The 25,721-nt window shown below is 61.0% G+C and carries 28 protein-coding genes and 2 pseudogenes; 4 read left to right on the top strand and 26 right to left on the bottom strand.

What is annotated here, in order from left to right; genetic code table 11:
- Nucleotides 1-17 precede the first annotated feature (17 nt).
- Both QDI87_RS10715 and QDI87_RS10710 read right to left on the bottom strand, forming a co-directional pair.
- Complete coding sequence (locus QDI87_RS10715; protein ID WP_148485454.1) at nt 18-296, bottom strand: hypothetical protein; 279 nt, start codon at nt 294-296, stop codon at nt 18-20.
- A complete protein-coding gene (locus tag QDI87_RS10710; RefSeq protein ID WP_278743268.1) occupies nt 293-1,624 on the bottom strand; it encodes a hypothetical protein in 1,332 nt (443 codons plus the stop codon). The genes QDI87_RS10715 and QDI87_RS10710 overlap by 4 nt, the downstream gene beginning before the upstream one ends.
- A gap of 188 nt (nt 1,625-1,812) precedes the next feature.
- On the opposite strand from QDI87_RS10710, the pseudogene QDI87_RS11790 reads away from it, so the two are divergent.
- The 4 genes and pseudogenes from QDI87_RS11790 (at nt 1,813) to QDI87_RS10690 (ending at nt 4,407) form a co-directional block, all read left to right on the top strand.
- Nucleotides 1,813-3,174: pseudogene (locus QDI87_RS11790) on the top strand (IS701 family transposase).
- 17 nt (nt 3,175-3,191) lie between these two features.
- On the top strand, nt 3,192-3,377 hold the full coding sequence (locus tag QDI87_RS11785) for a PglZ domain-containing protein (RefSeq protein ID WP_368075791.1): 186 nt from the start codon (nt 3,192-3,194) through the stop codon (nt 3,375-3,377).
- Nucleotides 3,317-3,910, top strand: a pseudogene (locus QDI87_RS10695) (PglZ domain-containing protein); the annotation flags it as partial. The gene QDI87_RS11785 and the pseudogene QDI87_RS10695, both read left to right, overlap by 61 nt.
- Before the next feature lie 59 nt (nt 3,911-3,969).
- Nucleotides 3,970-4,407, top strand: coding sequence for a hypothetical protein (locus QDI87_RS10690; protein ID WP_148485451.1), 438 nt, complete (start codon nt 3,970-3,972; stop codon nt 4,405-4,407).
- A gap of 115 nt (nt 4,408-4,522) precedes the next feature.
- On the opposite strand, the gene rpsI is transcribed toward QDI87_RS10690, so the two are convergent.
- From rpsI to pknB, 24 genes are all read right to left on the bottom strand, one after another.
- A complete protein-coding gene (gene rpsI / locus QDI87_RS10685) occupies nt 4,523-4,915 on the bottom strand; it encodes a 30S ribosomal protein S9 (protein WP_005838873.1) in 393 nt (130 codons plus the stop codon).
- Between the two features lie 24 nt (nt 4,916-4,939).
- Nucleotides 4,940-5,380: a 50S ribosomal protein L13 gene (gene rplM / locus QDI87_RS10680; protein WP_036377963.1), complete on the bottom strand. Its 441-nt coding sequence runs from the start codon at nt 5,378-5,380 to the stop codon at nt 4,940-4,942.
- 163 nt (nt 5,381-5,543) lie between these two features.
- Nucleotides 5,544-6,170, bottom strand: coding sequence for a histidine phosphatase family protein (locus tag QDI87_RS10675; RefSeq protein ID WP_036377965.1), 627 nt, complete (start codon nt 6,168-6,170; stop codon nt 5,544-5,546).
- Nucleotides 6,171-6,211: 41 nt separating this feature from the next.
- Nucleotides 6,212-7,297, bottom strand: coding sequence for a threonine-phosphate decarboxylase CobD (gene cobD / locus QDI87_RS10670; protein WP_211248197.1), 1,086 nt, complete (start codon nt 7,295-7,297; stop codon nt 6,212-6,214).
- Nucleotides 7,297-8,175, bottom strand: a complete 879-nt coding sequence (locus QDI87_RS10665; RefSeq protein WP_036378109.1) for a GHMP kinase — start codon at nt 8,173-8,175, stop codon at nt 7,297-7,299. Before QDI87_RS10665 ends, cobD begins: the two co-directional genes overlap by 1 nt.
- Before the next feature lie 8 nt (nt 8,176-8,183).
- On the bottom strand, nt 8,184-8,960 hold the full coding sequence (gene cobS, locus QDI87_RS10660; RefSeq protein ID WP_036377969.1) for an adenosylcobinamide-GDP ribazoletransferase: 777 nt from the start codon (nt 8,958-8,960) through the stop codon (nt 8,184-8,186).
- 12 nt (nt 8,961-8,972) lie between these two features.
- Complete coding sequence (gene cbiB, locus QDI87_RS10655) at nt 8,973-9,923, bottom strand: adenosylcobinamide-phosphate synthase CbiB (RefSeq protein ID WP_036377971.1); 951 nt, start codon at nt 9,921-9,923, stop codon at nt 8,973-8,975.
- Complete coding sequence (locus QDI87_RS10650; RefSeq protein WP_278743266.1) at nt 9,920-11,479, bottom strand: cobyric acid synthase; 1,560 nt, start codon at nt 11,477-11,479, stop codon at nt 9,920-9,922. Before QDI87_RS10650 ends, cbiB begins: the two co-directional genes overlap by 4 nt.
- A 36-nt stretch (nt 11,480-11,515) precedes the next feature.
- A complete protein-coding gene (gene cobU, locus QDI87_RS10645) occupies nt 11,516-12,061 on the bottom strand; it encodes a bifunctional adenosylcobinamide kinase/adenosylcobinamide-phosphate guanylyltransferase (RefSeq protein ID WP_278743265.1) in 546 nt (181 codons plus the stop codon).
- A complete protein-coding gene (locus QDI87_RS10640) occupies nt 12,049-13,410 on the bottom strand; it encodes a cobyrinate a,c-diamide synthase (protein WP_278743264.1) in 1,362 nt (453 codons plus the stop codon). The genes cobU and QDI87_RS10640 overlap by 13 nt, the downstream gene beginning before the upstream one ends.
- Before the next feature lie 68 nt (nt 13,411-13,478).
- A complete protein-coding gene (locus QDI87_RS10635; protein WP_278743262.1) occupies nt 13,479-14,114 on the bottom strand; it encodes a precorrin-8X methylmutase in 636 nt (211 codons plus the stop codon).
- 2 nt (nt 14,115-14,116) lie between these two features.
- Complete coding sequence (gene cobK / locus QDI87_RS10630) at nt 14,117-14,896, bottom strand: precorrin-6A reductase (RefSeq protein WP_278743261.1); 780 nt, start codon at nt 14,894-14,896, stop codon at nt 14,117-14,119.
- Nucleotides 14,893-15,657: a precorrin-3B C(17)-methyltransferase gene (gene cobJ / locus QDI87_RS10625; RefSeq protein WP_278743259.1), complete on the bottom strand. Its 765-nt coding sequence runs from the start codon at nt 15,655-15,657 to the stop codon at nt 14,893-14,895. Before cobJ ends, cobK begins: the two co-directional genes overlap by 4 nt.
- A gap of 2 nt (nt 15,658-15,659) precedes the next feature.
- The gene (locus tag QDI87_RS10620; RefSeq protein ID WP_341460092.1) at nt 15,660-16,634 is read right to left on the bottom strand and encodes a cobalt-precorrin 5A hydrolase; all 975 of its coding nucleotides are present in this window, start codon (nt 16,632-16,634) and stop codon (nt 15,660-15,662) included.
- Between the two features lie 77 nt (nt 16,635-16,711).
- Entirely contained in the window at nt 16,712-17,467 is a 756-nt protein-coding gene (gene cobM, locus QDI87_RS10615; RefSeq protein ID WP_036377993.1) for a precorrin-4 C(11)-methyltransferase, read from the bottom strand.
- A gap of 3 nt (nt 17,468-17,470) precedes the next feature.
- On the bottom strand, nt 17,471-18,049 hold the full coding sequence (gene cbiT / locus QDI87_RS10610; protein WP_270528100.1) for a precorrin-6Y C5,15-methyltransferase (decarboxylating) subunit CbiT: 579 nt from the start codon (nt 18,047-18,049) through the stop codon (nt 17,471-17,473).
- Nucleotides 18,046-18,708: a precorrin-6y C5,15-methyltransferase (decarboxylating) subunit CbiE gene (gene cbiE / locus QDI87_RS10605; protein ID WP_278521028.1), complete on the bottom strand. Its 663-nt coding sequence runs from the start codon at nt 18,706-18,708 to the stop codon at nt 18,046-18,048. Before cbiE ends, cbiT begins: the two co-directional genes overlap by 4 nt.
- Before the next feature lie 15 nt (nt 18,709-18,723).
- On the bottom strand, nt 18,724-19,815 hold the full coding sequence (gene cbiD, locus QDI87_RS10600) for a cobalt-precorrin-5B (C(1))-methyltransferase CbiD (RefSeq protein WP_278521023.1): 1,092 nt from the start codon (nt 19,813-19,815) through the stop codon (nt 18,724-18,726).
- 10 nt (nt 19,816-19,825) lie between these two features.
- Nucleotides 19,826-20,812: a lysylphosphatidylglycerol synthase transmembrane domain-containing protein gene (locus QDI87_RS10595; RefSeq protein ID WP_278743255.1), complete on the bottom strand. Its 987-nt coding sequence runs from the start codon at nt 20,810-20,812 to the stop codon at nt 19,826-19,828.
- A 35-nt stretch (nt 20,813-20,847) separates the two neighbouring features.
- On the bottom strand, nt 20,848-21,636 hold the full coding sequence (gene folE2, locus QDI87_RS10590) for a GTP cyclohydrolase FolE2 (RefSeq protein WP_270528097.1): 789 nt from the start codon (nt 21,634-21,636) through the stop codon (nt 20,848-20,850).
- The gene (gene queC / locus QDI87_RS10585) at nt 21,636-22,319 is read right to left on the bottom strand and encodes a 7-cyano-7-deazaguanine synthase QueC (RefSeq protein ID WP_036378010.1); all 684 of its coding nucleotides are present in this window, start codon (nt 22,317-22,319) and stop codon (nt 21,636-21,638) included. The genes folE2 and queC overlap by 1 nt, the downstream gene beginning before the upstream one ends.
- Nucleotides 22,320-22,350: 31 nt before the next feature.
- A complete protein-coding gene (gene rpe, locus QDI87_RS10580; protein ID WP_036378015.1) occupies nt 22,351-22,995 on the bottom strand; it encodes a ribulose-phosphate 3-epimerase in 645 nt (214 codons plus the stop codon).
- Nucleotides 22,992-23,888, bottom strand: coding sequence for a ribosome small subunit-dependent GTPase A (rsgA, locus tag QDI87_RS10575; protein ID WP_278743254.1), 897 nt, complete (start codon nt 23,886-23,888; stop codon nt 22,992-22,994). Before rsgA ends, rpe begins: the two co-directional genes overlap by 4 nt.
- A 39-nt stretch (nt 23,889-23,927) precedes the next feature.
- Entirely contained in the window at nt 23,928-25,706 is a 1,779-nt protein-coding gene (pknB, locus tag QDI87_RS10570; RefSeq protein ID WP_278521007.1) for a Stk1 family PASTA domain-containing Ser/Thr kinase, read from the bottom strand.
- Between the last annotated feature and the right edge of the window lie 15 nt (nt 25,707-25,721).

Below are 25,721 nucleotides of genomic sequence, written 5' to 3'. Positions count from 1 at the left end.
ATAAAATTTCACCACAGTCAGTGCTTTTTGATGAGCCGTCTGTAATGCGCTTCCTTATTGGGTGGAATCTTCAATACGCGCATTGCTTCATTCAAGGACCATCCTGTATTCTCCATGAGGTTTTTTAAATAATCTGCCCGAATTCTCTCATTCCCCTCTTCAAAGCCTCTTCGAAATCCTTCCTCATATAGTCCTTGAGTCAGCTCGCCCATATTTCTATATTTCTTCAACTCATCCTCTGTCATCCAGATGCCATATTCTTCTTCAAATGGACTTTTTTTGCTCAATACAATCACCCCAAGCTCTCATAAAACCTGCGAATAAATCCTGCCATCAGAATGCGCCGCTTCTCAAGGAAGGCCTTGTAATCATTGCTATCCATGTTCATGAACTCCTCTGGCACACAGTTTTCGGCAAGGTTTTTCTTGAGGTCATCTGCATCGGTGATTCCACCATACTGCAACTCGCCGTTGGCAATTTGCTCCTTCATTTTTGCCATGTACACGCATGGTGCATCATTCTTGATCTTGATGTTGATTTCCGACTGCGTATAGACGTAATTAGCAATCTGATTGTAGTCCCTGCGGTTGTTGATGCCGTTCTTCTGAAGATACCTCTTCGGGAAAATATGGTGAATGTCGCCACACTGCTGAATCAGCGATGATACATCGATCTGCTCAGACAGAAAACCTCGGGAGCCCGCTTTCACCTGTGCCATCAGGAACAACAAGAAGTACGGGCTGCTGGATACGGAAGTATCCAATCTCTGGACAAGCACCGTATTCCAGAAGGCATCCGACATCTCGCCTTCTTCCGTAGTTGCAACAAACTTTTCGGGATTCATTTCTGTAAAGCGCTTGATATCGTAGTCCATCGCGGATTCAGGTGAGCTAGAATAACGCCCCGTCAGCATGGAAAGAACAATCCACTTGCGCACCAGCTTCTCGATTAGCGCGGCGTTCATGCCTCTGTCCCTCAACGTGAGATACAAGATATATCCGAAATTCAGCACGTTCTGTGAACGGACGAGCGATGTATCAATAATCCCAGTAGACTTGACAATCATGATGTAGCGCTTGAAGTTAGTTTCGTTTACAAAATTCTCTACGCCTTGACGAAGCTTATGAAATGAATCTTCTGCGATGCTTTCCAGATTCTCTCTCGTCTCAAAATCACGGCCAGATAAAAGACTGACCAGATCTGCAATCTTTCCTCGCATGAACTTGTGCGTAAAGGAAACCCGCAGTACATCAGTATAATCTGGGACATAGATGTCCTCTGTCTCATTGACAACCCATTTTATTTTCTGCATTCCACCAGATTCGACAAATTCTGTATCGTTGGCGGCGATTGCATCATAGTCCACCGGACTCCGCATAAAATAGTAGAAATAATCAATCATCTTTCTGGTATCATTTCCGCCGTAAAAATCATCGGCTGAAATCTTCGACATGGCAAAGTCAGCCTGCGACAAAACGACGCCCTGCGAATTGATTCGGATAAAAATATCGGTCACTTCATCGATTGTGAGTGTCTGGCTCAAGTCCGTAACGCCTATGCTGATATTGTAGATGGATTTCAGCTTGTTGATTGCAGACGCTACTTTCTGTTCCTGTCCGGCCAAATTGTTCACTTGACAATAATTTGGGATAAAGGACCACTCCGAAAAAGTTGGTGTGAATATCTCAGCTATGTCAGGAATCCATCTGCAGCAGTTTACAGCTTTTTGAAGCACAATAAAATTGCATAGCCTCCTGATGGTGTATAATGAAATCGCTAAACCACACTAACACCCAAGAGAAAGGCTATGCGATGACTTCATTATACACCGAGAACTCCGTGATTGGTAGACTCCTGACGATTTTTTCTTCTTTGTTCCCAGCTGCGACGAGGCCGACGCGCTATCTGCTGGCGTGGCTCCTCATCGCTCAGCTGGCTCTGGAGTCAGCTTCGTCGGTGCGTTGCCTGTTCCGGCAGTTCCTGTCGAAGCAGACGGATGCGTCGTTGAACAGTTATTACCGCGCTCTTGGCAATGGGCTCGTCACGGATGCATCCATTCGCCGGGCCTTGACGCTGCGAGCGCTTGCCATAGTGCCGGAGGCGCTACGGCAGGAGCCTATCCTGCTCAGCGTGGACGACACGTCCATTGCCAAGTGGGGCAAGCACTTCGACGGTGTGGGCATTCTGTACGACCATGCCAAGCACGATGGCAAGTCCTATTTCAATGGCCATGCCTTTGTCAGCCTGACGATGAGCGTGCCGGTTCTCCACGAGAACGCGGGCAAGCAGCAGATCCGGTATATTGCGGTACCGATTGGCTACGTCATGAGCAACGGAGAAACTTCAAAGCTGAAGCTTGCCTGCCAGCTCCTCGATGAAGTCATGCCAATCCTTGAAAAACGCCAGGTAATCCTGCTCTTCGATAGCTGGTACGCCAAGCGCGAGTTGCTCGCACATGCTCTCAGCTATCCGGATCTCAACGTAATCTGCAATGCACGCCACGATACGGCCATGTTCGAGTTGCCGGATTCGACGGCAGGCCGTCGCGGCCGTCCACCAAAGTATGGTAAACGCTTGATGCTGGACGAGATTGCCAATGATCTCACGAATTAACTTTGCCGGATGGACAACTATTTTGTTGCTCACCGTCTGGTGAAAACGCGCATCTTTGACGACCATACCGTCCATGCCTATGTGACGTTGAGCAAGAGTGGCTCGTACCGTCTCTTTTTCAGCACAATAGATCCGATGGCGCTGCATATGAGCATTGCTTGGCAGGAGAACAAAGGACTCCGCAACACCAGTTCCAAGCATATGGCGATTTCCCCGCTCAAGCTCTACAAGCTCCGCTGGGGCATTGAGACGAACTACTACGAGCAGAAGATGTTCTGGGAGCTCGGCAGCTACAAAGTTCGCACAAGGACTGCGATTGAGCATCTGCTGAACCTGACGAATGCCGGACACGCTCTTATGAAGATCCTGCCGTACGAGGACGAGCGGCTGAGTGCCTACCAGGACAAGAGCCCGCAAGAGCTGCGGCACGCACTGAGCCAGCAGATCCACAAGGAAGTATTTTTCGCCACTTTGGTGTCCAAAGCCCAAAGTAGCATAAATTCAAGCACATTGCTCAGGGCCTTGCAAGCATTGGCTCGGGGCGATGAGCAAGCGGCTTAAAAGCTGTAAACTGCTGTATTCTAATCACGAGCCGCATCTTCGTCATCATCTCGGATGCCATGCGCTACGAGGTCGCCGCGACGCTCGCGCAGGAGCTCGAGCGCGACATCCCGAGCGAGGTCCAGCTCACGAGAGCTACCAGTCCATGTTCCCGAGCATCACGAAGTTCGGCATGGCAGCGCTGCTGCCGCACAAGGAGCTGACAGTCGCGCCAGCGGGAAGCGGCCTCGCCGTACTCGCCGACGGCCAGTCGACCGAGGCTCCGAACCGCGACGCTGTGCTCAAGGCCGCCAATCCGAAGAGCGTCGCCCTCAAGGCCACGGACATCATCGCCATGAAGCGCAGCGAGCGCTCTGCCAAGGTGCGCGGCATGGATGTCGTCTACATCTACCACGACACCATCAACGCAGCCAGCCACACGGACGACAAGAAGGTCTTCCCCGCCTGCGAAGAGGCCATCGCCGAGCTCAAGAACCTCGTGCGCATCATCGTCAACGAGTTCACCGGCACGAGCATCCTGCTGACAGCCGACCACGGCTTCCTCTACACGATGAAGCCCCTCACCGAGGACAGCAAGGCAGGGAGCGGTCTGCAGAAGGACCAGGTCATCGAGCAGGCCCGCCGCTACGTCATCACCACACCGGACGCCGAGTCCGATCACCTGCTGCCCGTGAACTTCATGAAGGGCGCTGCGCCCTACAAGGCCTTCGCGCCACGCGAGCAGAGATCCGCCTGAAGATCAAGGGCAGCGGCCTGAACTTCGTCCACGGCGGCGCCAGCCTGCAGGAGATGGTCGTGCCCGTCATCGACTTCAAGCACATCCGCTCCGACTCGGCCGCCTACAAGAAGCACGCCGAGCAATACGCCATGAAGCCCGCGAGCGTCCGACTGCTGAGCTCTGGCCACAAGGTCAGCAACATGAGCTTCAGCCTGAACTTCTACCAGGTCGAGGCCGTCGGCACAGGCTTCATCCCCGCGAACTTCGACGTCTACTTCACCGACGCCTACGGCAACGTCGTCAGCGACATCCAGAAAATCATCGCCGACAAGGTCAGCCAGGAAAATGCCGACCGCATCTTCCGCTGCACCTTCAACCTCAAGGCAGGCGACTACAACCGCAATGCCGAGTACTTCCTCGTCATCCACAACACCGACAACGGCGAGATCGTGCAGAAAGTCTCCTTCCAGATTGACACCGTCTTCCAGAAGGATGACTTCAACTTCATGGAGTGATTCTCTGCAAAAATCAAGGAGCCGCATGACAGCACGTCATGCGGCTCCTTTCTTGCACAAAAAGTCCCACCGGCCAAGGACCGGTGGGACTTGTATGTTCGTGTAAAGCGAGTGATTAACGCTTCGAGAACTGGGAAGCCTTGCGGGCTTTCTTGAGGCCATACTTGCGGCGCTCTTTCTCGCGCGGATCACGCGTAACGAAGCCAGCCTTCTTGAGGGCCGGACGGAGCTCTGCGTTCATTTCCATGAGCGCGCGGGTGATGCCGTGGCGGATTGCGCCAGCCTGGCCCGTGACGCCGCCACCAGCAACGTTTGCGATGACGTCGTACTTATCAACCGTCTCCGTGAGGTTCAGCGGCTGACGAACGATGAGTTCGAGAGTCTTGAGACCAAAATACTCTTCCATGTCGCGACCATTGATCGTGACTTTGCCCTCGCCTGGAACCAGACGAACACGGGCAACGGACGATTTTCTGCGGCCAGTGCCGTAGTAGATGACTTCTGCCATGTGTTATGTTCCTCCCTTTCCAGATTAGCGGATGTTCAGCTCAAGCTTCTCCGGCTTCTGAGCTGCATGCGGATGCTCCGGGCCAGCGTAAACGCTGAGCTTGCGGTACATCTGAGCGCCGAGACGGTTCTTCGGCAGCATGCCCTTGATTGCATGCTCGAGAACGCGCTCCGGGAAGCGCTCCAGCATGTGGCCAGCCGTCGTGAACGTCGTGCCACCCTGGTAACCGGAATGACGGAAATACGTCTTATCCGTGAGTTTCTTACCCGTGAACTTTACTTTCTCTGCATTGATGACGATGACGTAATCACCCGTATCAACGTGCGGAGTAAAGGTCGGTTTATTTTTACCGCGAAGAACTTTTGCGACTTCAGCTGCGAGGCGGCCGACAGTCTGGCCTTCAGCGTCTACAACGTACCATTTGCGCTCGATATTGGATGCATTTGCCATAAACGTTGTCTTCATGCGATTTCCCCCCTAGAGTTTTTTCAATGTCAATTATTCATGTAGTATGATGTATCGAAACAGGCTTCCGGGGCTAATGGAAACGCTCGTCCATGACATCACATAGAATTATTCTAAAGAAAAGTCCCGAGAAAGTCAAGGGATTTTTCACCAGAAAATAAAATTAATCCACAGTCCCCTGTGCATACTTCAGATGTCCTGTGCCATTGAGCAGTTCGACTGTCGTGCCGTGCTCGGTGTACGTCACGATGTTGACGGCCGTGTTGAACTGGCGGATGGTCCAGACGTACTTGAGGTCCATGTGCAGGGCGGCCGTCAGGATGGTGCGCAGGATGGCGCCGTGCGCAAAGACGGCAACGGTCTGCTCAGGGTGGCAGGCCACGATCTTCTCGACGGCATCGAGCGCACGCTCGCGCAGCTTCGGGAAGCTCTCACCGTGCGGGATCTCGAGGACGTCGGGATGCTGGAAGAAATTATTGAGGGCATCGGGCCACTTGGCGACGATTTCGTCGTACGTCAGGCCCTCCCAGTCGCCGAAGTTGAGCTCGCGCAGCTCGGGGCGCGGCTCGACTGTCAGGCCGAAGCGGTCGGCGACGCAGCGGGCCGTCATCATGGCGCGCACGAGGTCGCTCGAGTAGACGGCCTCCACCTTGTCCACGGGGAAGTGTGCCGCAAGCTTCTCAGCCTGCTCGATGCCGAGCGGCGAGAGTGCGATGTCCGTCTGGCCCTGGTAGCGGCCGAGCACATTCCACTCGGTCTGGCCATGGCGCACAAAAATGATCTTTGTCATAGGAACTCTCCAATCCATCCAGAATCTATCCAAAAATAAGGTCATGGGTCCATGCGGTCAAAATCCCGCCAGGCGGCGAGCAGTGCCTCGTTCTCTGCGCGCGTGCGCACGGCGAGGCGCAGGAAGCCCGGCGCTAGACCGGGGTAGTGCTGGCAGTCGCGCACGAGGATATGGCGCGCGCGCAGATACTTTACGAGCCGTTCTGCCCGCTCCGCGGGAGCAAGCTTCACGAGGATGAAGTTGACGCTCGGCGGGAAGACGGTGACACCGTGCAGAGCGGCCAGTGCCTGAGCCAGGCGCGCCTTCTCCCCTGCGATGAACGCGCGCGACTCTACCTGATAGGCCGTGTCGGCAAGCGCCGCCACGCCCGCGGCCTGCGCGAGCACGTTGACATTCCAGACGTCCTTGGCTGCCTCCATCCGCGCGAGCAGCGCGGGGCTGCCGATGGCGAAACCGAGGCGCAGGCCGGGGATTGCGAAGAACTTCGTTAAGGAGCGCACGAGAAAGAGATTTTCTAGACGCTCTTGGCGCACGGTAAAGCGCGCCTCATCCTCGCGGAAGTCGAGGAAGGACTCGTCGACGACGAGCTGTGTGCCGAGCGGCAGGAGCTCCCGCGCGAGGTCTGCAATGGCCTCGCGCTCCACGAGCGTGCCCGTCGGGTTGTTGGGGTTGCCGATCACGATGCAGTCGGCCTCGACGCGCCGCGCTTCCTCTGCCAGGAAGATGAGGTCCGGCTCGAAGCCCTCCCTCTCCTCGAGCGGGCTGTACGACACGGCAGCGCCCGCGGCATGCGCGGCCCGCTCGTACTCGCTGAAGGCGGGCACAGGCAAGAGGACACGCTTCGGCCGCGTGACGAAAGCGTAGAGGTAAAAGAGTTCCGCCGCGCCGTTGCCGAGGATAAAGTCGCCGGGAGCCCTGCCATAATAGGCAGAGAGGGCCGTCCGAAGCTCGCGCATCGCGGGGTCGGGATAGTGGATGACCCCGTCGAGATGCGCCGCGAGGGCCTCTTTCACGCGCGGCGAAAGGCCGAGCGGATTGATGTTGGCCGAAAAGTCAAGCCATGGCTCTCCATCTGCCGTCGGCTCATAGACATTGCCGCCGTGGACAAAGCGAAGTTCTTCCTGCATCATGCATCATCCTTTCTCATATATTCTATACCACCGCTGCGCATCAAAGAGATGCCGAGGCAGGTGAGCTCGGGAAACTGCCGGACAAGGTGTGCCGAGCGGCACTCGATCTGCCCGCGCGCCATCTGCGATGGCCAGATGACGCCGATGACCGTGCCGCTGTGCGCGGCCACGAGCCCCAGAGCACCAATGTCCCTCGCCTGCTGCAACAGGGCTTCGAGGCAATGTTTTGGCAGTCGTGCCTGATTCCAGAGCGCACTCTGCGTCGCGGCCTCTGCCATGCGCCTCTCTCCCTCTGCCAAAGCTTCGAGCAAGTCCGTCCAGGGACGGCTGCCGCGCTCTCCCGCTATTGCAGCACAGGCATGGCAGTCGGCCGTGTCGACCGTGCCGCCCGTATCGAAGATGGTCAGGTACGGATGCGAGAGACGACGGTAAACGCGCTGCACGCGCCCCGTCACCTGATTGAGGCAGACGATGCCCGGGAGGAAGACGGCGTCCGTCGGCTCGACCTGCACGGCAAGGTGCAGGATGGCCTCGGGCGCGAGCGGCCGCCCGAGCGCAAGCGATGCGGCCGCGAGGACGGCGGCGATGTCGGCGCTCGACGAGGCCATGCCCTTGCCCCGCGGCAGCTCGGACGTGAGCTGCATGCCAAAGGGAAATTTCTCGATGCCCGCCTCGCGCAGGTAGAGCTGCAATGCGCACCGCGTCTTCTCACCGAGGCCGATGAGCCCCTGCAGGGAAGTTGCGGCCCTGACTGTCGTATAGCGCGCGATCGGGCAGGTCACGAGGAAAGGCTCGCCGCGATGCCAGCCCTGCAGCAGCTCACCGCAGGACCCCGGCACTCGCACTGTGACATCCAACACTTCCATCACGTCCATCGAATCCATCACATCCAGAGGAAGCAGCCCGCGCGGTCAAATGGGAGCACGGCGAAGAGGAACAGGACGAAGAGCACGAGCACCTCTGTCATGAGCTCGATGGCGCCGTAGACATCGCCCGTCAGGCCGCCGAGCTTCTTTTCCGCATAGCGGCCAAACAGGAAGGCAAAGAGCAGCCCGATAAGCAGGGCGGCGATGGCGGCAATACCCCACGGCGCGACAAAGACTAGCGAAGTCACGAGGCCGATGAGGACTGCCCTGCGGTCGGCCATCGCCGCAAAGGCCTGCCCCATGCCGCTCGGACGCGCGTACGGGAAGTGCGCGACGGCAAGAAGCATGGCCATGCGGCCGATGATGGGCATGATGAAGATGCCGATGAGCAAGACGGGCGCCGGCAGGTCGAGCAGCAGCGACCAATTGAGCAGCAGCAATCCGGCAAACGCGGCGACGCCAAATGAACCCGTGCGGCTGTCCTTCATGATCTCGAGCATGCGCTCGCGGCTGCGGCCCGAGAAGAGGCCGTCCACCGTGTCCATGAAGCCATCGGCGTGCAGGCCGCCTGTCAAGAGGAGCGGCAGCAAGACGAGGATGGCCTTGCCCGTGTAGGACGGCAGGCCGAGGAAGGCCAGGCAGGCGAGTGCAGCCAGCAGGTAGAGCGCGCCGAGCACGACGCCGACGAGCGGGAAGAAGCGCGTGCTGCGGCCGAAATCCTCCGCCGTCAGGTTCTCCTGCCGGACGAGATGGATGCGCGTGAGGAACTGAAGTGCAGTCAGAAAGCTTCGCAATGTGATTCTCCTTTAATATCCCATGCACTTCAAGAGCGCATAGGCAAAGATCAGAAAAAGGACGGTCGCCGTGTACATCATGCGGATGGCCTCCATGATGTGCTTGGGGGCCGTGCGCTCGATGGCCTCGCCCATGTAGGCGCGGAACGACTTCTTGCCGAAGTACGAGTTGATGCCGCCGAGCCGGATGTGCAGTGCACCGGCCACCGTCGCCTCCGCATAGCCGCCGTTCGGGCTCGGGTGCTTGGCGGCATCGCGGCGCATCATCTGCATGGCATTGCGGGAGTCGAAGCCCAAAAGCCAGGCTGAGATGATGAAGAGCACCGCGGTGATGCGCGCGGGGATGTAGTTGAGCACATCGTCGAGCTTCGCCGCGGCCTTGCCAAAATAGAGATACTTCTCGTTCTTGTAGCCGATCATCGAATCCATCGTGTTGGCCGCGCGATAGAGGAAGGCCAGCGGCACGCCGCCGATCACGAAGAAGAAGAGCGGCGCGATGACACCGTCGACCGTGTTCTCGGCGATTGTCTCGACGGTCGCGCGCGCGACCTCCGACTCATCGAGCTCCTCTGTGTCGCGCCCGACAATCCAGCCGACGGCCTTGCGCGCCTTGTCGAGCTCATTCGTCAGGAGCAATGCGTAGATGCCGCGGCCGGCCTTCGCGAGGCTCTTGGGCGAGATCGTGAAGGCGAGCAGCAGAGCCTCGACGGCCATCGTGCCCCACTCCCACGGAATGGCGTACGAGAGGTAGATGATGCCCGCCGCCACATCGTAGGTGATGAAGAGCACGAGCAGCACGAGGATGGCACCGCAGAGGAATTTCTTCTGGTCGCCGTCCGCCTCGCGGTAGTAGAGCCGCTCGAGGAAGGAGATGAGCTTGCCGATCAGCACGACGGGATGGAAGCGCGAGCGCGGATCGCCGATGATCGTGTCGATGATAAAGGCAAAGATCGCAACGTTCATTCGCACTCCCCCCTATCGCACTGCTCTTCTGCCATCTCCGCCATAATGGCTCTGACTCTTTCCATATCCAAGGCGCTCTCGACGACGTCGGCCAGATGCTCGTAGGCGCGCTCTTTCTGCTGGCGGCGATTGCGCTGGATGGCGAGCGGCGGCAGGCCCTTCTGGATGCGCAGCGTGTTGATGAGCTGGCGGCGGAAGGCATCGTCGTCGAAGAGGCCGTGGATGTAGGTGCCGAAGACAAGGCCGTCCTCGCGCAGCGCACCGTCCCAGCGGCTCGTCTCCCCCCTCTCCGCATGGATGTAGAAGGGATGGCGCACGGGCGCAGTGAACTCCGTCTCGCCCATATGGATCTCGTAACCGGCCATCCCGCGGCCCAGAAGCGTGCAGCCAAAGAACTCCATGCCCGGGCAGTCGGCCGTGACCTGGCGCGTGTGCTTCTGATCGGCAAAGGTCGTCTTCATCGGCAGATAGCCGAGTCCCTTGACCTCGCCGTGCTCCGACTCCACGCGATGCGGGTCGGCAATTGCTTCGCCGAGCATCTGGTAGCCGCCGCAGATGCCGATGAGCGGCGTGCCCGCCTCGACGCTCATGCGGATGGCCGCCTCGAGGCCCGACTCGCGCACGAAGAGCAGGTCCTCCGTCGTGTTCTTCGAACCGGGCAGGATGATGAGGTAGGGGCTGCCGAGCTCTTCTGGCCGGCGCACATAGGTGACTTCGACGTCCGGCTCGTCGGCGAGCGCGTCGAAGTCCGTGAAGTTCGAGAGCTTCGGCAATTCGATGACGGCGATGCGGATCTCGGCCTTCTTCTCCTGCTTTTCCTCACGCTCTTCGAGCGAGACGGAATCCTCGTCATCGATGCCCATGTCCTCGATGTAGGGCACGATGCCGAGCACTGGCTTGCCCGTCTTCTCCTCGAGGAAGTCGATAGCTGGCGTGAAGAGCGAGACATCGCCGCGGAACTTGTTGATGACGAGTCCCTTGACGAGCGCGCGCTCTTCCTCATCGAGGAGTTCCAGCGTACCGACAAGCGAGGCCAGTGCGCCGCCGCGGTCGATGTCCGCGATGAGCAGCACGGGTGCGTGCAGGTATTTTGCCACGCGCATGTTGACGATATCGTGCGACTTGAGGTTGACTTCAGCGGGGCTGCCGGCCCCTTCGACGACGAGCGTGTCGAAATCCTGCTGCAGGCGCGCGAGGGCCGCCTTGACCTCGCCGAATGCCTCGAGCGAATAGCCGGCATGGTACTCCCGCGCGCTCATCGTGCCGATGGAGCGGCCCGCGAGGATGACCTGCGAGCGGGAATTGCCCGTCGGCTTCAAGAGCACGGGATTCATGTCCACCATCGGCTCAAGGCCGGCTGCCTCCGCCTGCGCGACCTGCGCCCGGCCCATCTCCAGGCCATCCTTCGTGACATACGAGTTGAGCGCCATGTTCTGCGCCTTGAACGGCACGACGCGCCGCCCTTCGCGGTAGAAGATGCGGCAGAGCGCCGTCGTCAGGATGCTCTTGCCAACGTGCGAACTCGTGCCCATGAGCATAATGGATTCCAAAACCATGCCTCCTATCTGTCTTATCTGTCTCACTGGAACATATCACTTGATGCGCAGCGGGATGCCGCAGAGAACGGCGTAGACTGCATCGGCAGCCGCGGCGAGCTGCTGGTTCGCGAGGCCCGCGAGGTCGCGGTAGAGACGCGCGAGGCGGTTCTCCGGCACGATGCCGGCCCCGACCTCATTCGTCACGAAGATGACTCCCGTCTCTTTTGGCAGCCCTCGTACCGCCTCGACAAGTGCTGCCATCTCGCCCTGCACGAGCACGGTCAGGTGCGCCTCATCATACGGCTCCGCCTCGCGGCAGAGCATGTTGCTGAGGTAGATGGTCACGCAGTCAAAGAGGATAACGCCGTGCTCCCGTCCCGCCTCGCGGATGACTGTAGCTGCCTCGCGCGGTGCCTCGTACGTCTTCCAGTCAGCGGGCCGTCGGCTGCGGTGCAGGGTGACGCGGTGCGCCATCTCCTCATCCCAGACCTCGGCCGTCGCGATGTAGGCCACGCTGCCACCGCTCTCGCGGGCCAGCTGCTCGGCAAACGCGGACTTGCCGCTGCGCGCGCCGCCCGTGACGAGGATCATCTTGCCCATGAAGTGCAAGCCTCCACAAAGTGAGCAGCGGCCTCCGGGCAGCCGGCGAAGTGCAGGTGCAGGTAGCTGCCGAGCACGTTCCCGCGGCTCGCGCCCGCCTCATAGCGCTCGCCCGTGCGCAGCTTCTCGAAGCGAAGCGGGCGCTTGCCCTCGACAGCGTCCTCCGAGAAGTGGAACTCGTGGCCACGCAGCTTCGTGCCGGCCTTGCCGAGCACCTTATCCCCCATGAGCTCGGCCTCGACGTAGCCGACCATCTGGAGCTTCTCTTTCATCGCTGCCTTGCCGGGCAGCACATCGCACATCGCGTATTCCGTGCCCGTGAAATCCTGGAGCGAGTGCATGAGGTACATGTAGCCGCCGCATTCTGCGTAGATGGGCATGCCCTTTTCCGCGGCCTTCTTGATGGAAGCGCGCATTGCGGCATTTTCCTGCAGCTTCGCGGCGAACATCTCGGGAAAGCCGCCGCCGAGGAAGAGGCCGTCGACATCCGGGAGCTCTGCGTCGTGTAGCGGGCTAAACGGCACGAGCACCGCACCTTCATGCTCGAGCACGGCGAGGCTGGCCGGGTAGTAGAAGGAGAACGCCTCATCGCGCGCGATGCCGATGCGGCACGAGCGCTCCGCCACCTGCCCGAGGTCAAACGGCTCGGCCTCGAGCTCCGGCGCGAGGCAGGCGAGGTGCAGGATGGCCTCGATGTCGAGCGACTTGGCGACGGCCGTGCCCATCGATTCAATGGCCTGCCGTTCCTCTGCATTCTCGGCGACGGGCACTAGGCCGAGGTGGCGCTCCGGCATCTTGAGCGAGTCATCGCGGTGCAGCGCGCCGAGCACACGGATGCCCGCATCCTTCATGGCGCTGCGGATCATCTCCTCGTGCGTCGCGGAGCCGAGGCGGTTGAGGATGACGCCGGCGAAGTCGACCTCGTGGTCGTAGTCGCGGAATCCCTGCGCGATGGCCGCGGCCGACGCGCCCATCGACTTGACATCGAGTACGAGCACGACAGGCGCCTTGAGCAGCTTGGCGATGGAAGCCGTCGAGCTTATGCCCTCGCGGCCGCCGTCATAGAGGCCCATGACGCCCTCGATGACAGCGATATCCGAGCCGTCCATCGCCTTGGCGAAGAGCTTCGGCAAGACCTGCTCCGGCACGAGCCAGCTGTCGAGGTTGTGAGCGGGCCGGCCGCTGGCCATCGCGTGGTAGCCCGGGTCGATGTAGTCGGGGCCGACCTTGAAGGACTGGACCGCAATGCCCTGCTCGCGCAGCGCCGAGAGAAGCCCCGTCGCGATCGTCGTCTTGCCAGAGCCGGACTGCGTCGCGGCAATCACTAAGCGTGGAATCGAATAGCGCATGATAAACCTCCTGATGAATGACTGAATCCTATCGAGACGTGCATCTGGTACATCTTACACAAGAAAAATCAATCGCGGCTGTTGTCGATCTCATAGAGCATCGCGTTGACAGCTGCGGCGGCAATCGGACTGCCGCCCTTCGTGCCCTCGACCGTGATATAGGGCACGAGACGATTCTCGGCTAGTGCCTTCTTGGAGTCGGCCGCGCCGACGAAGCCGACGGGGATGCCGACGATGCAGGCGGGGCGCACGCCCTCTTCGCGCACAAGGCGCAGGACCTCGAAGAGCGCCGTCGGCGCATTGCCGATGGCGACGACGCTGCTCGTCAGCGCTGCGCCAAAGCTGCGCATGGCGGCAAGCGAGCGCGTCACGCCCTGAGCCTTGGCCTGCGCCGCGATCTCCGGGTCCTGTATCCGGCAGTGGACCGCTCCGCCAAATGAGGCGAGCTTGCGCTTGTTGATGCCCGTGCGGACCATCTCGACATCCGTGTAGATGTCCGCACCGCCGCGCAGAGCCGCGATGCCTTCCTCCACCGCCGTCTCTGAGATGCGGATGATCGGCGCGTATTCGACGTCGCCGGCCGCGTGGATGATGCGCGAGTATACCTTCTTCTCGGCTTCGCTCAGGGAAAGTCCCTCGATGTACGGCGCGATGAGCTCCATGCTGCGGCGCTCGATTGCCATCGGCTGCTTGATAAATTCCATCATCAATCCTCCAGATTGTTCACAAAAGAAAGGACATCCTCATAGCAATGCACGAGGCGGTCGTACGCGAGGACAGGTCGGTCGATGACGACGACGGGCAGACCGAGCTCGACGGCCGCCGCGATCTTCGTGTCCGTACCACCGATCGCGCCGCTGTTCTTCGTCACAATGACGTCCGCCCTGTACTGGCGGAACATCTCCCGATTGAGCGCTTGCGAGAATGGCCCCTGCATGGCGACGATCTGCTTCGGCGAAAGACCAAGACCCTCACAGAGCGCGATGACTTCGGCCGTCGGCAGCACGCGCGCGATCAGCGTGCAGTCCGAGAGGGCCGGCGACTCGGTGAACTGCTGCAGGTTGCGGCTGCCCGTCGTCAGGAAGACGACCCGTCCGCGCCGCGCCGCCGCTTCAGCCGCCTCCTCGTACGAGTGGACGAGGCATATCGCCGCACGCCACGTATCCTCGAGCTCTGTCAGCGACCGCTCGTAGCGCAGATACGGGATGGCGAGCGCACGGCAGGCCGCCATTGCGTTCTCTGAGACGTTCACGGCATAGGGATGGCTCGCGTCGACGAAGCAGGATGCCCGGTGCTCGCGCAGGTAAGACTCCAGCGCCTCACGGTCCAGTGGCTTGTCGTTGATGGTCAGTCTCTCGCTGCCGCAACGCTTGAGCAGCTGCTCGCCGTAATGGCTGACGACAGAGGCCGTCACACGATGGCCCGCGTCGAGCAGCAGCTTCGTGAGTTCGCGCCCATCCTGTGTCCCCGCTGCGACAAAGATCATAGACCGCTCTCCTTCCTGCCGTAGCCGCGCGGCGTCAGCATCCATCCTTCCTTGACGTATGTCTGGGAGTTGCCGATGATGACGAGCGAGAACATGTTGATCGTCTCCTTCGTGAAATCCGCGAGCGTCGAGATGGCCTTTGACTGCTCCGCACGGCTCGCCGCCGTCACGATGCCGACAGGCGTCTCAGGAGCCCGGTGCTTCAGCACGATGCGGCGGATCTCCTCGATCTGCTGCACGCGCTTCTTGCTCTTCGGGTTGTAGAGCGCGATGACGAAGTCGCCGGCCGCCGCCATCTCCGCGCGCTTGCAGATGGTCTCCCAAGGCGTCAGAAGGTCCGAGAGGCTGATGACGGCGAAGTCGTGCATGAGTGGTGCGCCGAGCACAGAGGCCGCTGCGTTGACAGCCGATACGCCGGCGATCACGCCGCCGAAGTTTGGCCTCTTTGCTGCATCTTTCTGCAGCACGAGTTCGAGCACGAGGCCCGCCATGCCGTAGACGCCGGCATCGCCGCTCGAGACGACGACCGTCTCCTTTCCCAAAGCAGCCGCTTCGACTGCCATGCGGCAGCGGTCGATCTCCTGCATCATGCCCGTGCCGATGATCTCCTTGTCCGATTTGCCCGCGAGCAGCGGCTCAATCAGGCGGATGTACGTCGTGTAGCCCGCGACGACCTCCGCGCGCTCGATTGCCGCGCGCGCCCGCGGCGTCATGTCGAGAAGACTGCCCGGGCCAATGCCCACTACTGTGATTCCTGCCATATTTACTGCTCCTTGTTCTGCCATACGAGTGCCACCGTCACTCTCTCAAATCTTGTCTTGCCGAGCGCCATGCGCCCACCTCCTGCCGCAAGAGCCGCCGCCTCACAGACGTTGCCGATGCCGATTGTCTGCCGCACGAAATCGGACTCCGCGAGCCCGTACCGCTCGATGACGGGCTGCAATTCTTCATTCGTGTAAAAGGTCAGCGGGATGCAAAGCTCTGCCGCTGCTTCGTGAAGCCCCCTCTCCTCCTGTTTGAACACAGTCGACGAGAGCGAGCTGATGGCCGCGAGCGGCATGGCGATGCGCGAGACGGCCTCGCGAAGTGCCGCGAGTATCGCGTCCCTCGACGCCCCCTTGCGGCAGCCAACGCCCGCGCGCAGCATCATCGGGTGCAGGAAGAGTCGGCCTGCCCGTCTCCCGCAGGAATCAGGGCTGATGATGACCTGCATCCCTTCATCCTGCTCTGCCGCGCCAAAGTCGCAGACGGAAAGGCCGCGCTGCCGCAAGGCCCCTTTGTAGAAGCTGGCCAGATGACAGCGGGGATCGACGTAATAAGCGACAGACCTTCCGCGCAACAGGGCGCTGTTAACGGCCTGGATGGCCTCGTGCGGCTCGGGAAAGAGACCGAGTTCCATGCCCAGCGCGTCAGGCGCCACGATTCCCTCGACATCGGTCGCCGTCGTGATGACAGGCTCTGCGCCGAGCGACGCTGCGAGCTCACGCGCCAGGCGGTTCGCCCCGCCGACATGGCCTGAGAGCAGGCTGATGACGTGCTGCCCGCGCTCGTCGAGCACGAGGACGGCGGGGTCCTCGAGTTTGCTCACGAGGTGCGGCGCGATACTGCGCACGGCGATGCCAGACGCCATGATGAATACGAGCGCATCGTAGCGCGCAAAATTCTCCTGCACCGCCGCGCGCAGGCGCCCGAAGGTCTGCGCCCCCTCGACGGGATGGCGGCTGCTGACAAAGAGCACAGCCGAACCTCCTAAGGCAAGCTTCACCCGCATTGCCATCTGCGCGCCCGCCTCTGTCAGCGCAAAGACGGCCGTCCTCATCGGCTCGCCTTGCGGAACATGTGCGAGAACTCCGGCGCGTAGAGGCGCGAGAGCTCGTAGTCCGCGCCGAGGCAGCGGCTGACAACGATCATCGCCGTGCGGTCAATCTTGGCCTCAGCTGCCTGCTCTGCAATCGTCGCGAGCGTGCCGCGCACGATCTTCTGCTCAGGCCACGACGCCTTCTGCACGATGGCAATCGGCGTGTCCGCCGCGTAGCCGCCCGCCATCAGTTCAGCGATGACCGTCTCGAGCATCGTGATAGAGAGGAAGATGCACATCGTCGCCTGATGCGCGGCGAGTGCGCGCAGCTGCTCGCGCTCCGGCACAGGCGTGCGCCCGGCCTGACGCGTGATGATGACCGTCTGCGAGATGCCGGGTAGCGTGTACTCCTGGCGCAGAGCAGCGGCCGAGGCAAGGAACGAGCTAACGCCCGGCACGACGTCGTAAGCGATGCCTTTCTTCGCCATCGCATCCATCTGCTCCTGGATGGCCCCGTAGATGGCGGGATCGCCCGTATGCAGGCGCACCGTCATCCTGCCCGCGGCCTCAGCCTCCTCGATGACCGCAAGGACTTCCTCGAGCGTCATCTTCGCCGAATTGTGGATGACGGCGTCCTCGCGGCAGACACCTAATAGCGCCGGGTTGACGAGCGAGCCCGCGTAGATGACGACATCCGCTTCTTCGAGATAGCGCCTGCCCTTGACCGTGATGAGCTCCGGGTCTCCGGGGCCGGCTCCAACGATGTGTACCATGAACTAGACCTCCTTCGTGCAGGTGATGATGTAGACGGGATTCTGTGCATCGGCCATGTCGTAGGGTCCCACACGGCGCAGGCGGCTGACCTGCACTTGGATGGCCTCGTAGCGGTAGACCGCCTCATGCGCATGGAGGTAGTCGAGCGCCGCCGCCAATGTCTGCACAGTGATGCAGTTGAGCACGAGGCGGCCGCCCTCGCGCAGCTTTTCTGCCACACAGTCGAGTATCGATGCGAGATGGCCGCCGCTGCCGCCGATCAGCACGGCGTCGGCCAGCGGCAAGTTCTCGAGGCCAGCTGGTGCCTCCGCCTCAATGACGGATAGATTCTCGAGGCCGAAGCGCTCGCCATTCGCCTCAATGAGGCGGATGGCTTCTTCTTTGCGCTCGACGGCATAGACATGGCCCTCTGGCGCGAGACGCGCCGCCTCGATGGAGAGCGAGCCCGTCCCCGCGCCGATGTCGTAGACGATATCGCGCGGCCCGATCTGCGCCTTGACGAGCGTCAGGATGCGGATCTCCTGCTTCGTCATCGGCACCTTGCCGCGGACGAATGCCGCATCCGGCAGTCCCAGCTTCATTTGCAGTCCCCCTCTTTCTTTTCCGTCTCGTCCACCGCGATCAGGATGACGCCGCCCAGCTCAGGCAGTTCCTGCGCCTCGGACAATCGCGTCGCCACGATCTGCTCGTCCTCATAAGAAAGACGCGCACAGATGAAGAGGCGCGTCTCTGGCGGCCAGCCGTGCGCGAGCAGCACAGCCGGTATGGTCTTCGATGTGAATGTCCTGTCGGTCAGCATGCCGAGCACACTGCCGGGATGATAGGCGAGGCGCTCTGCCGCGGGCTTCCTGCCGTGGAACGACAGCAGGCGCGCCTCATGCCACGGCAGTGCAAGCCGCGCAAAGGCCAGCTGCATGGCGCTGAGCCCCGGTATCACGCGGAGGCACGCGGGCGGGAAATGGCGGCGCAGCGCGTCGAGCAGCGAGAAGTAGCCCGGATCGCCCGAAACCATCACCACGACGGATGACAGCTCCAGCTTCTCGCGGATGAACTGCATGACAGAATCGATGTCGCCCGTCACGGCCATCGTCAGCTGTCCTTCGCCCTGCGGCCGCGCGAACTGCGCGAGCGCGCGCCTGCCGCCCACGAGGACCTTCGCCTCGCGGATGGCGCGCTCTGCCGCCGGCAGCATGTAGTCGGGATGGCCCGGGCCGATGCCGGCCACGATGATCTCATTCATGTTTCTCTCCTGCTCCTATTTGCTGATATGCCAGTGATACTTCTCCCCGATCTCGCGCGCCGTCTCATCCATGCCGAGCAGCCTGCCCTGCAGTGTCACCATGGCGACGCCCACCTTCATCTTGCCGAATAGGTAGCGCTCGGCGCGCACCGAGGCGCGCTCCGCGATGGCACGGCAGACTGCCTGCTCGAGTCCCGCTTCGCGCAGGACAGTCAGGGCGTCCTCCGTCGTATTGCTCGCGAGCACGCGGCGCGCGCCTTCGGTGCTGAGCCCCGCGGCTGCCGCATAGGCGGCAATCGTCTCGAGGCGCGCATCTGCGATGCGGTTGTGTGTGTAGAAGACGCCCGCTGCCACCTTGCTGAGCTTGCCGATATGTCCAAAGAGCATGACGCGGGCAATCCCGCGCTCCGCAGCCCTCTCGAGCATGAAGCCGATGAAGTTGCTCGTCTGCACGAGCCGATCCTGCGGCAGGCCCCATGCCTTCGCCAAGTTCTCGCCGATCTTGCCGGGCACGAAGATGAGCTCCTCTGCCCCAGCCGCGCGCGCGACATCGATCTGCGGCACGAGCGAGTTCTTGAAACCCTCTTCTGACATGGGCCGCAGGACACCCGTCGTGCCTATGACAGAGATGCCGCCCTTGACGCCGAGCACGGGGTTCAGCGTCTTCTCGGCCAATCTTTTCCCCGCCGGGATTGCAATGGTGACATGCAGGCCGTCGCTCGTGCCGAGGACATCAGAGGCCGCGCGGCGCATGAGCTCGCGCGGCCCGGGATTGATGGACGGCTGGCCGACGGGGACCGAGAGGCCCGGCTTTGTCACCGTGCCGATGCCCTCGCCTGCGGCGAACGTCATCGCACCTCCGTCCTCGTGACGGACCGTCGTAAAGACGGAAACGCCATCCGTAATGTCGGGGTCATCGCCCGAGAACTTGACGACCTCTGCACAGATGCCACCCTCCGTCTGCGTGACTGCCTTGACGGGAATCGTCAGCTCCGTGCCGTCGAGCGCCGTGAGATGGACTGTCTGCCAGGGTCTCCCTGCTTCGAAGAGCAGTGCCGCCTTGACGCCGGCCGCCGCACAGGCGCCTGTCGTATAGCCGTTCTTCATGACAATCACCTCAGCGCAGCTGACGGTTGAGGAAGTCGCGCCCGAATACCGTCAGCGTGTAGTAGAGTCCGATGAGGAACGGGATGTACTCTGCAATCAGGCGCCAGCAGACCGCGATGATGCCGACTGTGCCCGCAGGCACTGTGTCGCTGAACAGCAACACGAAGCCGCCCTCAGCGATGCCCGAACCGCCCGGCGTCGGCGTGAAGTAGAGCAGCATGTTCAGGAAGATCATGCGCCCCATGACGCTGTACCAGTCGGCATCCGTGACGCCGAGGCCCAGGAGCAGGCACGGCACGATGGCGTAGATGCAGAGCAGGTTGAGCCCCGACTCCGCAAAGACGAGCAGCATGGCCTTCGGCGAGGCTGCGAGCAGCGCGATGGCGCTCTTCGTATCGCGGTAGAAGGCGATGATCTTGCAGCGCCGCTCCTTCTTCGTGTGGCGGGCGATGCGGACGACGAGGTAATCGAGATAGCCGCGCCTTGCGCCCACGACGATGGCGACAATGACAACGAAGGCCGTCAGCGTGATGGCCATGAGCGTGTCGTTCGAGATGCCCGGCACGATGCCCGCATCGTGCATGAAGATGAACGGCATGCAGAGGACGAGGAACAGGATGGAGAGCAGCGTGCGCACGATGACGAGCACGGCTGCCTTGCCTGTCGGCACGCCGGCATGGCGCAGGAACATCAGCTGCGCCACCGCGCCGCCCGTCGCCCCCGGCGTCAGGAGCGCGAGGAAGTAATTGCCGAAGATGACCTGCACGGCCTGATACAGCGTGATCTTCTCGTCCGATATCTTGACGAGATGCATGAGTCGGCTGCCGTCAAAGAAGAGCCCGAGTGACACGGCAAAGATAGCCAGCGCAATCGACCACGTCTTGAACTGAGTCAGGTTTTTAAGCGTGTTGATGTCCACCGTCGTGTAGATGACGGTCCCGGAAATCACGAGCACCAGGACGATCAATATCAGGAATCGCTTGTAAAACTTATTCATGAAAACTCCAATCCAGCTGTCGTGCCGCCTTCTCTTCAGACGACCGTTTCTTCATGAGCCGCAAACGCATTGTGGTTGTGGATGGACTCGTAATTCTCACATTCGATCGAGAACCAGGCGATGCCCGGCAGACTGCGCAGGGCGAGCACCGTGTCGCGCAGGATGTCCTCGACGAACTTGGGATTCTCGTAGGCAGCTTCCGTCACGTACTTCTCATCCTCGCGCTTCAACAGCGGATAGATGGGCGAAGAGCCTTGCTTCTCGATGAGCGCGGCGAGGTCTTCGATGAAGATGCACTCCGTACCCTCCTGGAAGCGCACGGCCGTGCGGCAGACGGAGCGCTGGTTGTGCGCGCCGTACTTTGAGATCTCCTTGCTGCACGGGCAGAGCGAGGTGAAGGGAACGTCGACGCCGAGCGTGAACGCCATCTTCTCCCCGCGCGCCTTCGTGCCGCGGAAGAAGCAGTCGAGGTCCAGGACGGACTTGCGGCCGCTGACGGGCGCCTCCTTGTCGATGAAGTACTTGAAGGAGAGCTCGACTTCAGCTGACTGCGCGTCGAGGCGCTCGAGTGCCTCTTCGAGCATGGCCTCCATTTCCGGCTCTGCCAGCGGCTTCTTGCTCCACGGCATGAGAATCTCGAGGAAGCGGCTCATGTGCGTACCCTTGTACTCCATCGGCAGCGCGACCGTGAAGAGGATGCGCGCAAGGACCTGCTGGAAGCCGCCGTCCTTTGTCTTGATCAGGAAAGGCAGCTGCGCATCCTTAATGCCGACGCGCTGGATGGCAATGCCGCGCGCATCTGCCTGGTTCTGTACGTCGCGCATCAGATTTCCCTCGTCTCGTAGTCGATGGGATCTTCGACACCCGCCTCAGCGAAACCGCGCAGGCGCAGCTTGCAGCTGTCGCAGATGCCGCAGGCCTTCTCGCCGCCCTTGTAGCAGCTGTGCGTGAACTGGAACGGCGCGCCGAGCTTCGTGCCGAGCAAGACGATGTCCTTCTTCGAGAGGTCCTGCAGCGGCGTCTCAATCGTGATCTTCCTGCCCTCGACGGCCGTCGCTGTCGTCGCGTAGTTGGCGAGCGCCTGGAACTTCTGGATGAACTCCGGGCGGCAGTCCGGGTAGCCCGAGTAGTCGACGGAGTTGACGCCAATGTAGACGTGCGTCGCACCGAGCACCTCCGCGTAGCCCATCGCGTACGAGAGGAAGATCAGGTTGCGCGCCGGCACGTACGTCGGCGGCACCGAGTGGCGATTGACATCGCCTTCCGGCACCTCGATCTTCTCGTCTGTCAGCGCGGAGCCGCCGATGGCCTCCATGTTCGTCTCGATGATCAGATGCTTCTTGACACCGTAGTACGCGGCAATCTTCTTGGCGCCCTCAAGCTCGATGCTGTGGCGCTGGTGGTAGTTGAAGCTGATCGGGTATACGTCATACCCCTTGCTCTTGGCCACGGCCATGCACGTGCAGCTGTCGAGGCCGCCCGAAAGTAAAACGACTGCTTTTTCCATGATGATTACTCCCTATCGTCTAGAGCGGCTGTCAGCCGCGGATCTTCTTGATGGCTTCTGCGACATCCTCTGCACCGTAGATGGCCGAACCGGCCACGAGCACATTGGCGCCGGCCTGGCGGACGAGCAGGCTCGTCTCCTCATTGATGCCGCCATCTACCTCGATGTCACACTCAAAGCCCATGTCCTGGATCGTGTGACGCAGCATGTGGATCTTGTCGAGCTGCGACTCGATGAACTTCTGGCCGCCGAAGCCCGGGTTGACCGTCATGATGAGGACCATGTCGAGATCCTGCAGGAGCTCCTCAATCATCGCGAGGCTCGTGCCCGGATTCAACGCGATGCCCGCCTTGCACCCGGCAGCCTTGATCTGCTGCACGATGCGGTGGCTGTGCTTAGCCGCCTCGACGTGGAAGGTGATGATGTCGGCACCGGCCTCAGCAAAGGCCTCGATCTGCGTCTCGGGATGCTCGACCATCAGGTGCACGTCAAAGACGGCATCCGATGATTTGCGCAGGCTCTTGACGACAGGCGAGCCCAGCGTGATGTTCGGCACGTACGTGCCGTCCATGACATCGATGTGGATGTAATCCGCGCCAGCATCCTGGACGCGCTTGACCTCATCGGCCAGGTGGGCAAAGTCGGCGGAAAGGATGGACGGTGCAATCTTGATCATTTGTATTCCTTCTTTCTGGCAAGCATCTGTGCTTCCTTGACTTCTTGGAGTATCTGTTCGTAGGCATCGTAGCGCTCTCGCGCGATACGCCCTTCTTCGACGGCCGCCTTGACGGCACAGCCCGGCTCGTGCGTGTGGCTGCAGGGCGAGAAGCGGCAGGCGCCCTCGTAGGCGCGGAATTCCGGGAAATAATGCGGCAGGTCCGTGACTGAAAGCTCGGTCATCTCCATGGCGCTGAAGCCCGGCGTATCGACGATGTAGCCGCCTTCGTAGGGAAGGAGCTCCGCGACACGCGTCGTGTGGCGGCCGCGCTTGATCTTCTCGCTGACATGACCTGTTGCGAGCGTCAGCGACGGATCGATCTCGTTGAGCAGCGAAGACTTGCCGACACCGGATGGCCCGGCAAAGACGGAGACTTCGCCGCTGAGGCGGCTGCGCAGCGCTTCGATTCCCCGCCCCTCATGGGCAGAGACGCGCACGACGGGATAGCCGATTGCCTCGTAATCGTGCAGGAAATCCTGCCAGGGGCCTTCATGAAGGTCCATCTTGTTGACGCAGATGACGATCTTCGGGATGCCCGACCACTCCGCGAGCACGAGGAAGCGGTTCAGGAGCAGCGGATGGAGATTGGGCTCTGCCGCCGCAAACGTCAGGACGACCTGCGTGAGATTGGCCACCGCCGGGCGGCGCAGCAGGTTCTCGCGCGGCAGCTGCTGCTCGATGACGCCCGTACCGTCGGGCAGCTGGTCAATGACGACGCGGTCGCCCGGCACGACACCGGCACTCTGCCGCCGTTTCTTGAACTTGCCACGCAATTTGCAGCTCACAAGCCCCGACTCGGTCATGACATAGAAAAAACTGTTGTAGGCCTTGATGACGCGACCTTCTAGCATAAAGCCTCCTACTCTCTGTACACAGGCAAAGGCGGCTTGTCACCGCTCTTTGCCATTCTCATTCTGTTTGGAGGGCACTTTCGCCTCGCTGTTGCTGTTCTTCTCCGGGTCTTTCTTGTCCGGTTTCTGGACCTGCTGCTTGACTGGCTCTGCGATGACGAGACTGATGCTCGAGCCCTCTTCTACCTCACCGCTTGCCGGCGACTGGCTGATGACCGTGCCCGCTGCCTGGCGGCTCTCCTGCTTCGAGACGCTGCCGACTCTGAGGCCGCGGTTCTGCAGAGCGGCCTTCGCTGCGTCGAGTGAGACACCCGTCACATCCGGCACGCTGACCTTGTGGCTCTGCTTGCCCTTGCTGACTGTAATGTCAACCGTCTGGCCGCGGCTGATCTTCGTGCCGGCCTTCGGGTCCTGCTTGATGACAGTGCCCGCCTCTTCATTCGAGTACTTCTCGTAAACGGAGCCGAGCTTCAGGCCCATCTTCTTGAGCTGTGCCTCTGCATCTGACTTTGAGAGGCCCGTGAGGTCCGGCATCTCGATCTCTTCGCCGCCCTTGCTGACGTAGATCGTGACGAGGCGCTGCTCCTTGACCTTGGAGCCAGCCGTCGGATTCTGCGAGACGACCTGTCCGGCTGGCACGTCGGCGTTGTACGTCTCCGCTACGTTGACGCGCAGCTTCTTGTCCTCGAGGATCTGGCGCGCGAGTGTCATCTGCTTGCCCGTGACATCTGGGACCGTGACTTCTGCCGTGCTCCAGAACTTGCCGTAGCTCATGAAGGCGCCGATGAAGAAGCCGGCTAAGAGGACGACGAGCAGTCCTGCTATGAATTTTTTCGACTTGAAGATGGACTTCTCCTGCTCGGGTTCATCCTGTTCGTACACCTCATTCTGCGGCGCACGGCGCGGCGGGATGGACTGCTGCACAGGCTGGACGCGCGGCAAGACCTGCGTTGCGTCGGGGTCCTGCGCCATCATGGCAGGAGTCTGCGGAGTCCCTGCCATGAGCATGCGCTCCGCCTGGCTGATGTCCTGCACGAGCTCTGCGCTCGTCGGGCGCATGGCCGGGTCCTTGCTCATCGCCTTCGAGACGATGGCCTCGACGACTGGCGGGATGGCGGGGTCGATCTGGCGCACTGGCACAGGCTCTTCCTGCAGGTGCTTGACGGCAATGCTGACGGGGTTTTCCCCGGTGAACGGCAGCTTGCCGGTCAGCATCTCGTAAAGCACGACGCCTAGAGAGTAGACATCCGACTTCGGCGTGATCATCGTGCCCTTGGCCTGCTCGGGCGAGAAGTAATGCACCGAGCCGATGACATTGCCGCTGTACGTCATCGTGGACTCGGTGACGGCGCGCGCGATGCCGAAGTCAGCTACCTTGGCGTGGCCGTCGGCCATCATGAGGATGTTGTGCGGCTTGATGTCGCAGTGCACGAGGTTGTTGGCATGCGCGTGGGCGAGTGCCTCTGCGATCTCTCGTGCGACCCGCAGGGACTCGCTGACGGAAAGATGGCCTTCCTGGCGGATGCGATCCTTGAGGGTACGGCCCGGCACGTATTCCATGACGATGTAATGGTCGCCATCGGCCACGCCGACATCGTAGATATTGACGATATTCGGATGCGAAAGACGTGCTGCCGCCTGGGCTTCACGCTGGAATTTATCGATGAATTCCTTGTCCTGCTTGAATGCCTCATGCAGGATCTTGACGGCCACAGGCCGGTTGAGCAGGCGATCCTTTGCCCTGTAGACATCGGCCATGCCGCCTCCGCCGATCAGCTCCTCGAGTTCATAGCGCTGATCTAAGATACGCTGTACCATATCCGTTCCCCCTAC

The sequence above is a fragment of the Mitsuokella jalaludinii genome (assembly GCF_928722185.1).
In the GTDB taxonomy this organism is placed as follows: domain Bacteria; phylum Bacillota; class Negativicutes; order Selenomonadales; family Selenomonadaceae; genus Mitsuokella; species Mitsuokella jalaludinii.
The sequence above is the reverse complement of the archived record's forward strand: the minus strand, read 5'-3'. Positions and strand labels throughout refer to the sequence as shown.

Coding starts and splice junctions, on each gene's coding strand:
- rpsI (WP_005838873.1), bottom strand. CDS start 4,915: ATGGCAGAAGTCATCTACTACGGCACTGGCCGCAGAAAATCGTCCGTT.
- rplM (WP_036377963.1), bottom strand. CDS start 5,380: ATGAAGACAACGTTTATGGCAAATGCATCCAATATCGAGCGCAAATGG.
- QDI87_RS10675 (WP_036377965.1), bottom strand. CDS start 6,170: ATGACAAAGATCATTTTTGTGCGCCATGGCCAGACCGAGTGGAATGTG.
- cobD (WP_211248197.1), bottom strand. CDS start 7,297: ATGCAGGAAGAACTTCGCTTTGTCCACGGCGGCAATGTCTATGAGCCG.
- QDI87_RS10665 (WP_036378109.1), bottom strand. CDS start 8,175: ATGGACGTGATGGAAGTGTTGGATGTCACAGTGCGAGTGCCGGGGTCC.
- cbiB (WP_036377971.1), bottom strand. CDS start 9,923: ATGAACGTTGCGATCTTTGCCTTTATCATCGACACGATCATCGGCGAT.
- QDI87_RS10650 (WP_278743266.1), bottom strand. CDS start 11,479: ATGGTTTTGGAATCCATTATGCTCATGGGCACGAGTTCGCACGTTGGC.
- cobU (WP_278743265.1), bottom strand. CDS start 12,061: ATGGGCAAGATGATCCTCGTCACGGGCGGCGCGCGCAGCGGCAAGTCC.
- QDI87_RS10640 (WP_278743264.1), bottom strand. CDS start 13,410: ATGCGCTATTCGATTCCACGCTTAGTGATTGCCGCGACGCAGTCCGGC.
- QDI87_RS10635 (WP_278743262.1), bottom strand. CDS start 14,114: ATGGAATTTATCAAGCAGCCGATGGCAATCGAGCGCCGCAGCATGGAG.
- cobK (WP_278743261.1), bottom strand. CDS start 14,896: ATGATCTTTGTCGCAGCGGGGACACAGGATGGGCGCGAACTCACGAAG.
- cobJ (WP_278743259.1), bottom strand. CDS start 15,657: ATGGCAGGAATCACAGTAGTGGGCATTGGCCCGGGCAGTCTTCTCGAC.
- cobM (WP_036377993.1), bottom strand. CDS start 17,467: ATGGTACACATCGTTGGAGCCGGCCCCGGAGACCCGGAGCTCATCACG.
- cbiT (WP_270528100.1), bottom strand. CDS start 18,049: ATGAAGCTGGGACTGCCGGATGCGGCATTCGTCCGCGGCAAGGTGCCG.
- cbiE (WP_278521028.1), bottom strand. CDS start 18,708: ATGAATGAGATCATCGTGGCCGGCATCGGCCCGGGCCATCCCGACTAC.
- cbiD (WP_278521023.1), bottom strand. CDS start 19,815: ATGAAGAACGGCTATACGACAGGCGCCTGTGCGGCGGCCGGCGTCAAG.
- QDI87_RS10595 (WP_278743255.1), bottom strand. CDS start 20,812: ATGAATAAGTTTTACAAGCGATTCCTGATATTGATCGTCCTGGTGCTC.
- folE2 (WP_270528097.1), bottom strand. CDS start 21,636: ATGCGCGACGTACAGAACCAGGCAGATGCGCGCGGCATTGCCATCCAG.
- queC (WP_036378010.1), bottom strand. CDS start 22,319: ATGGAAAAAGCAGTCGTTTTACTTTCGGGCGGCCTCGACAGCTGCACG.
- rpe (WP_036378015.1), bottom strand. CDS start 22,995: ATGATCAAGATTGCACCGTCCATCCTTTCCGCCGACTTTGCCCACCTG.
- rsgA (WP_278743254.1), bottom strand. CDS start 23,888: ATGCTAGAAGGTCGCGTCATCAAGGCCTACAACAGTTTTTTCTATGTC.
- pknB (WP_278521007.1), bottom strand. CDS start 25,706: ATGGTACAGCGTATCTTAGATCAGCGCTATGAACTCGAGGAGCTGATC.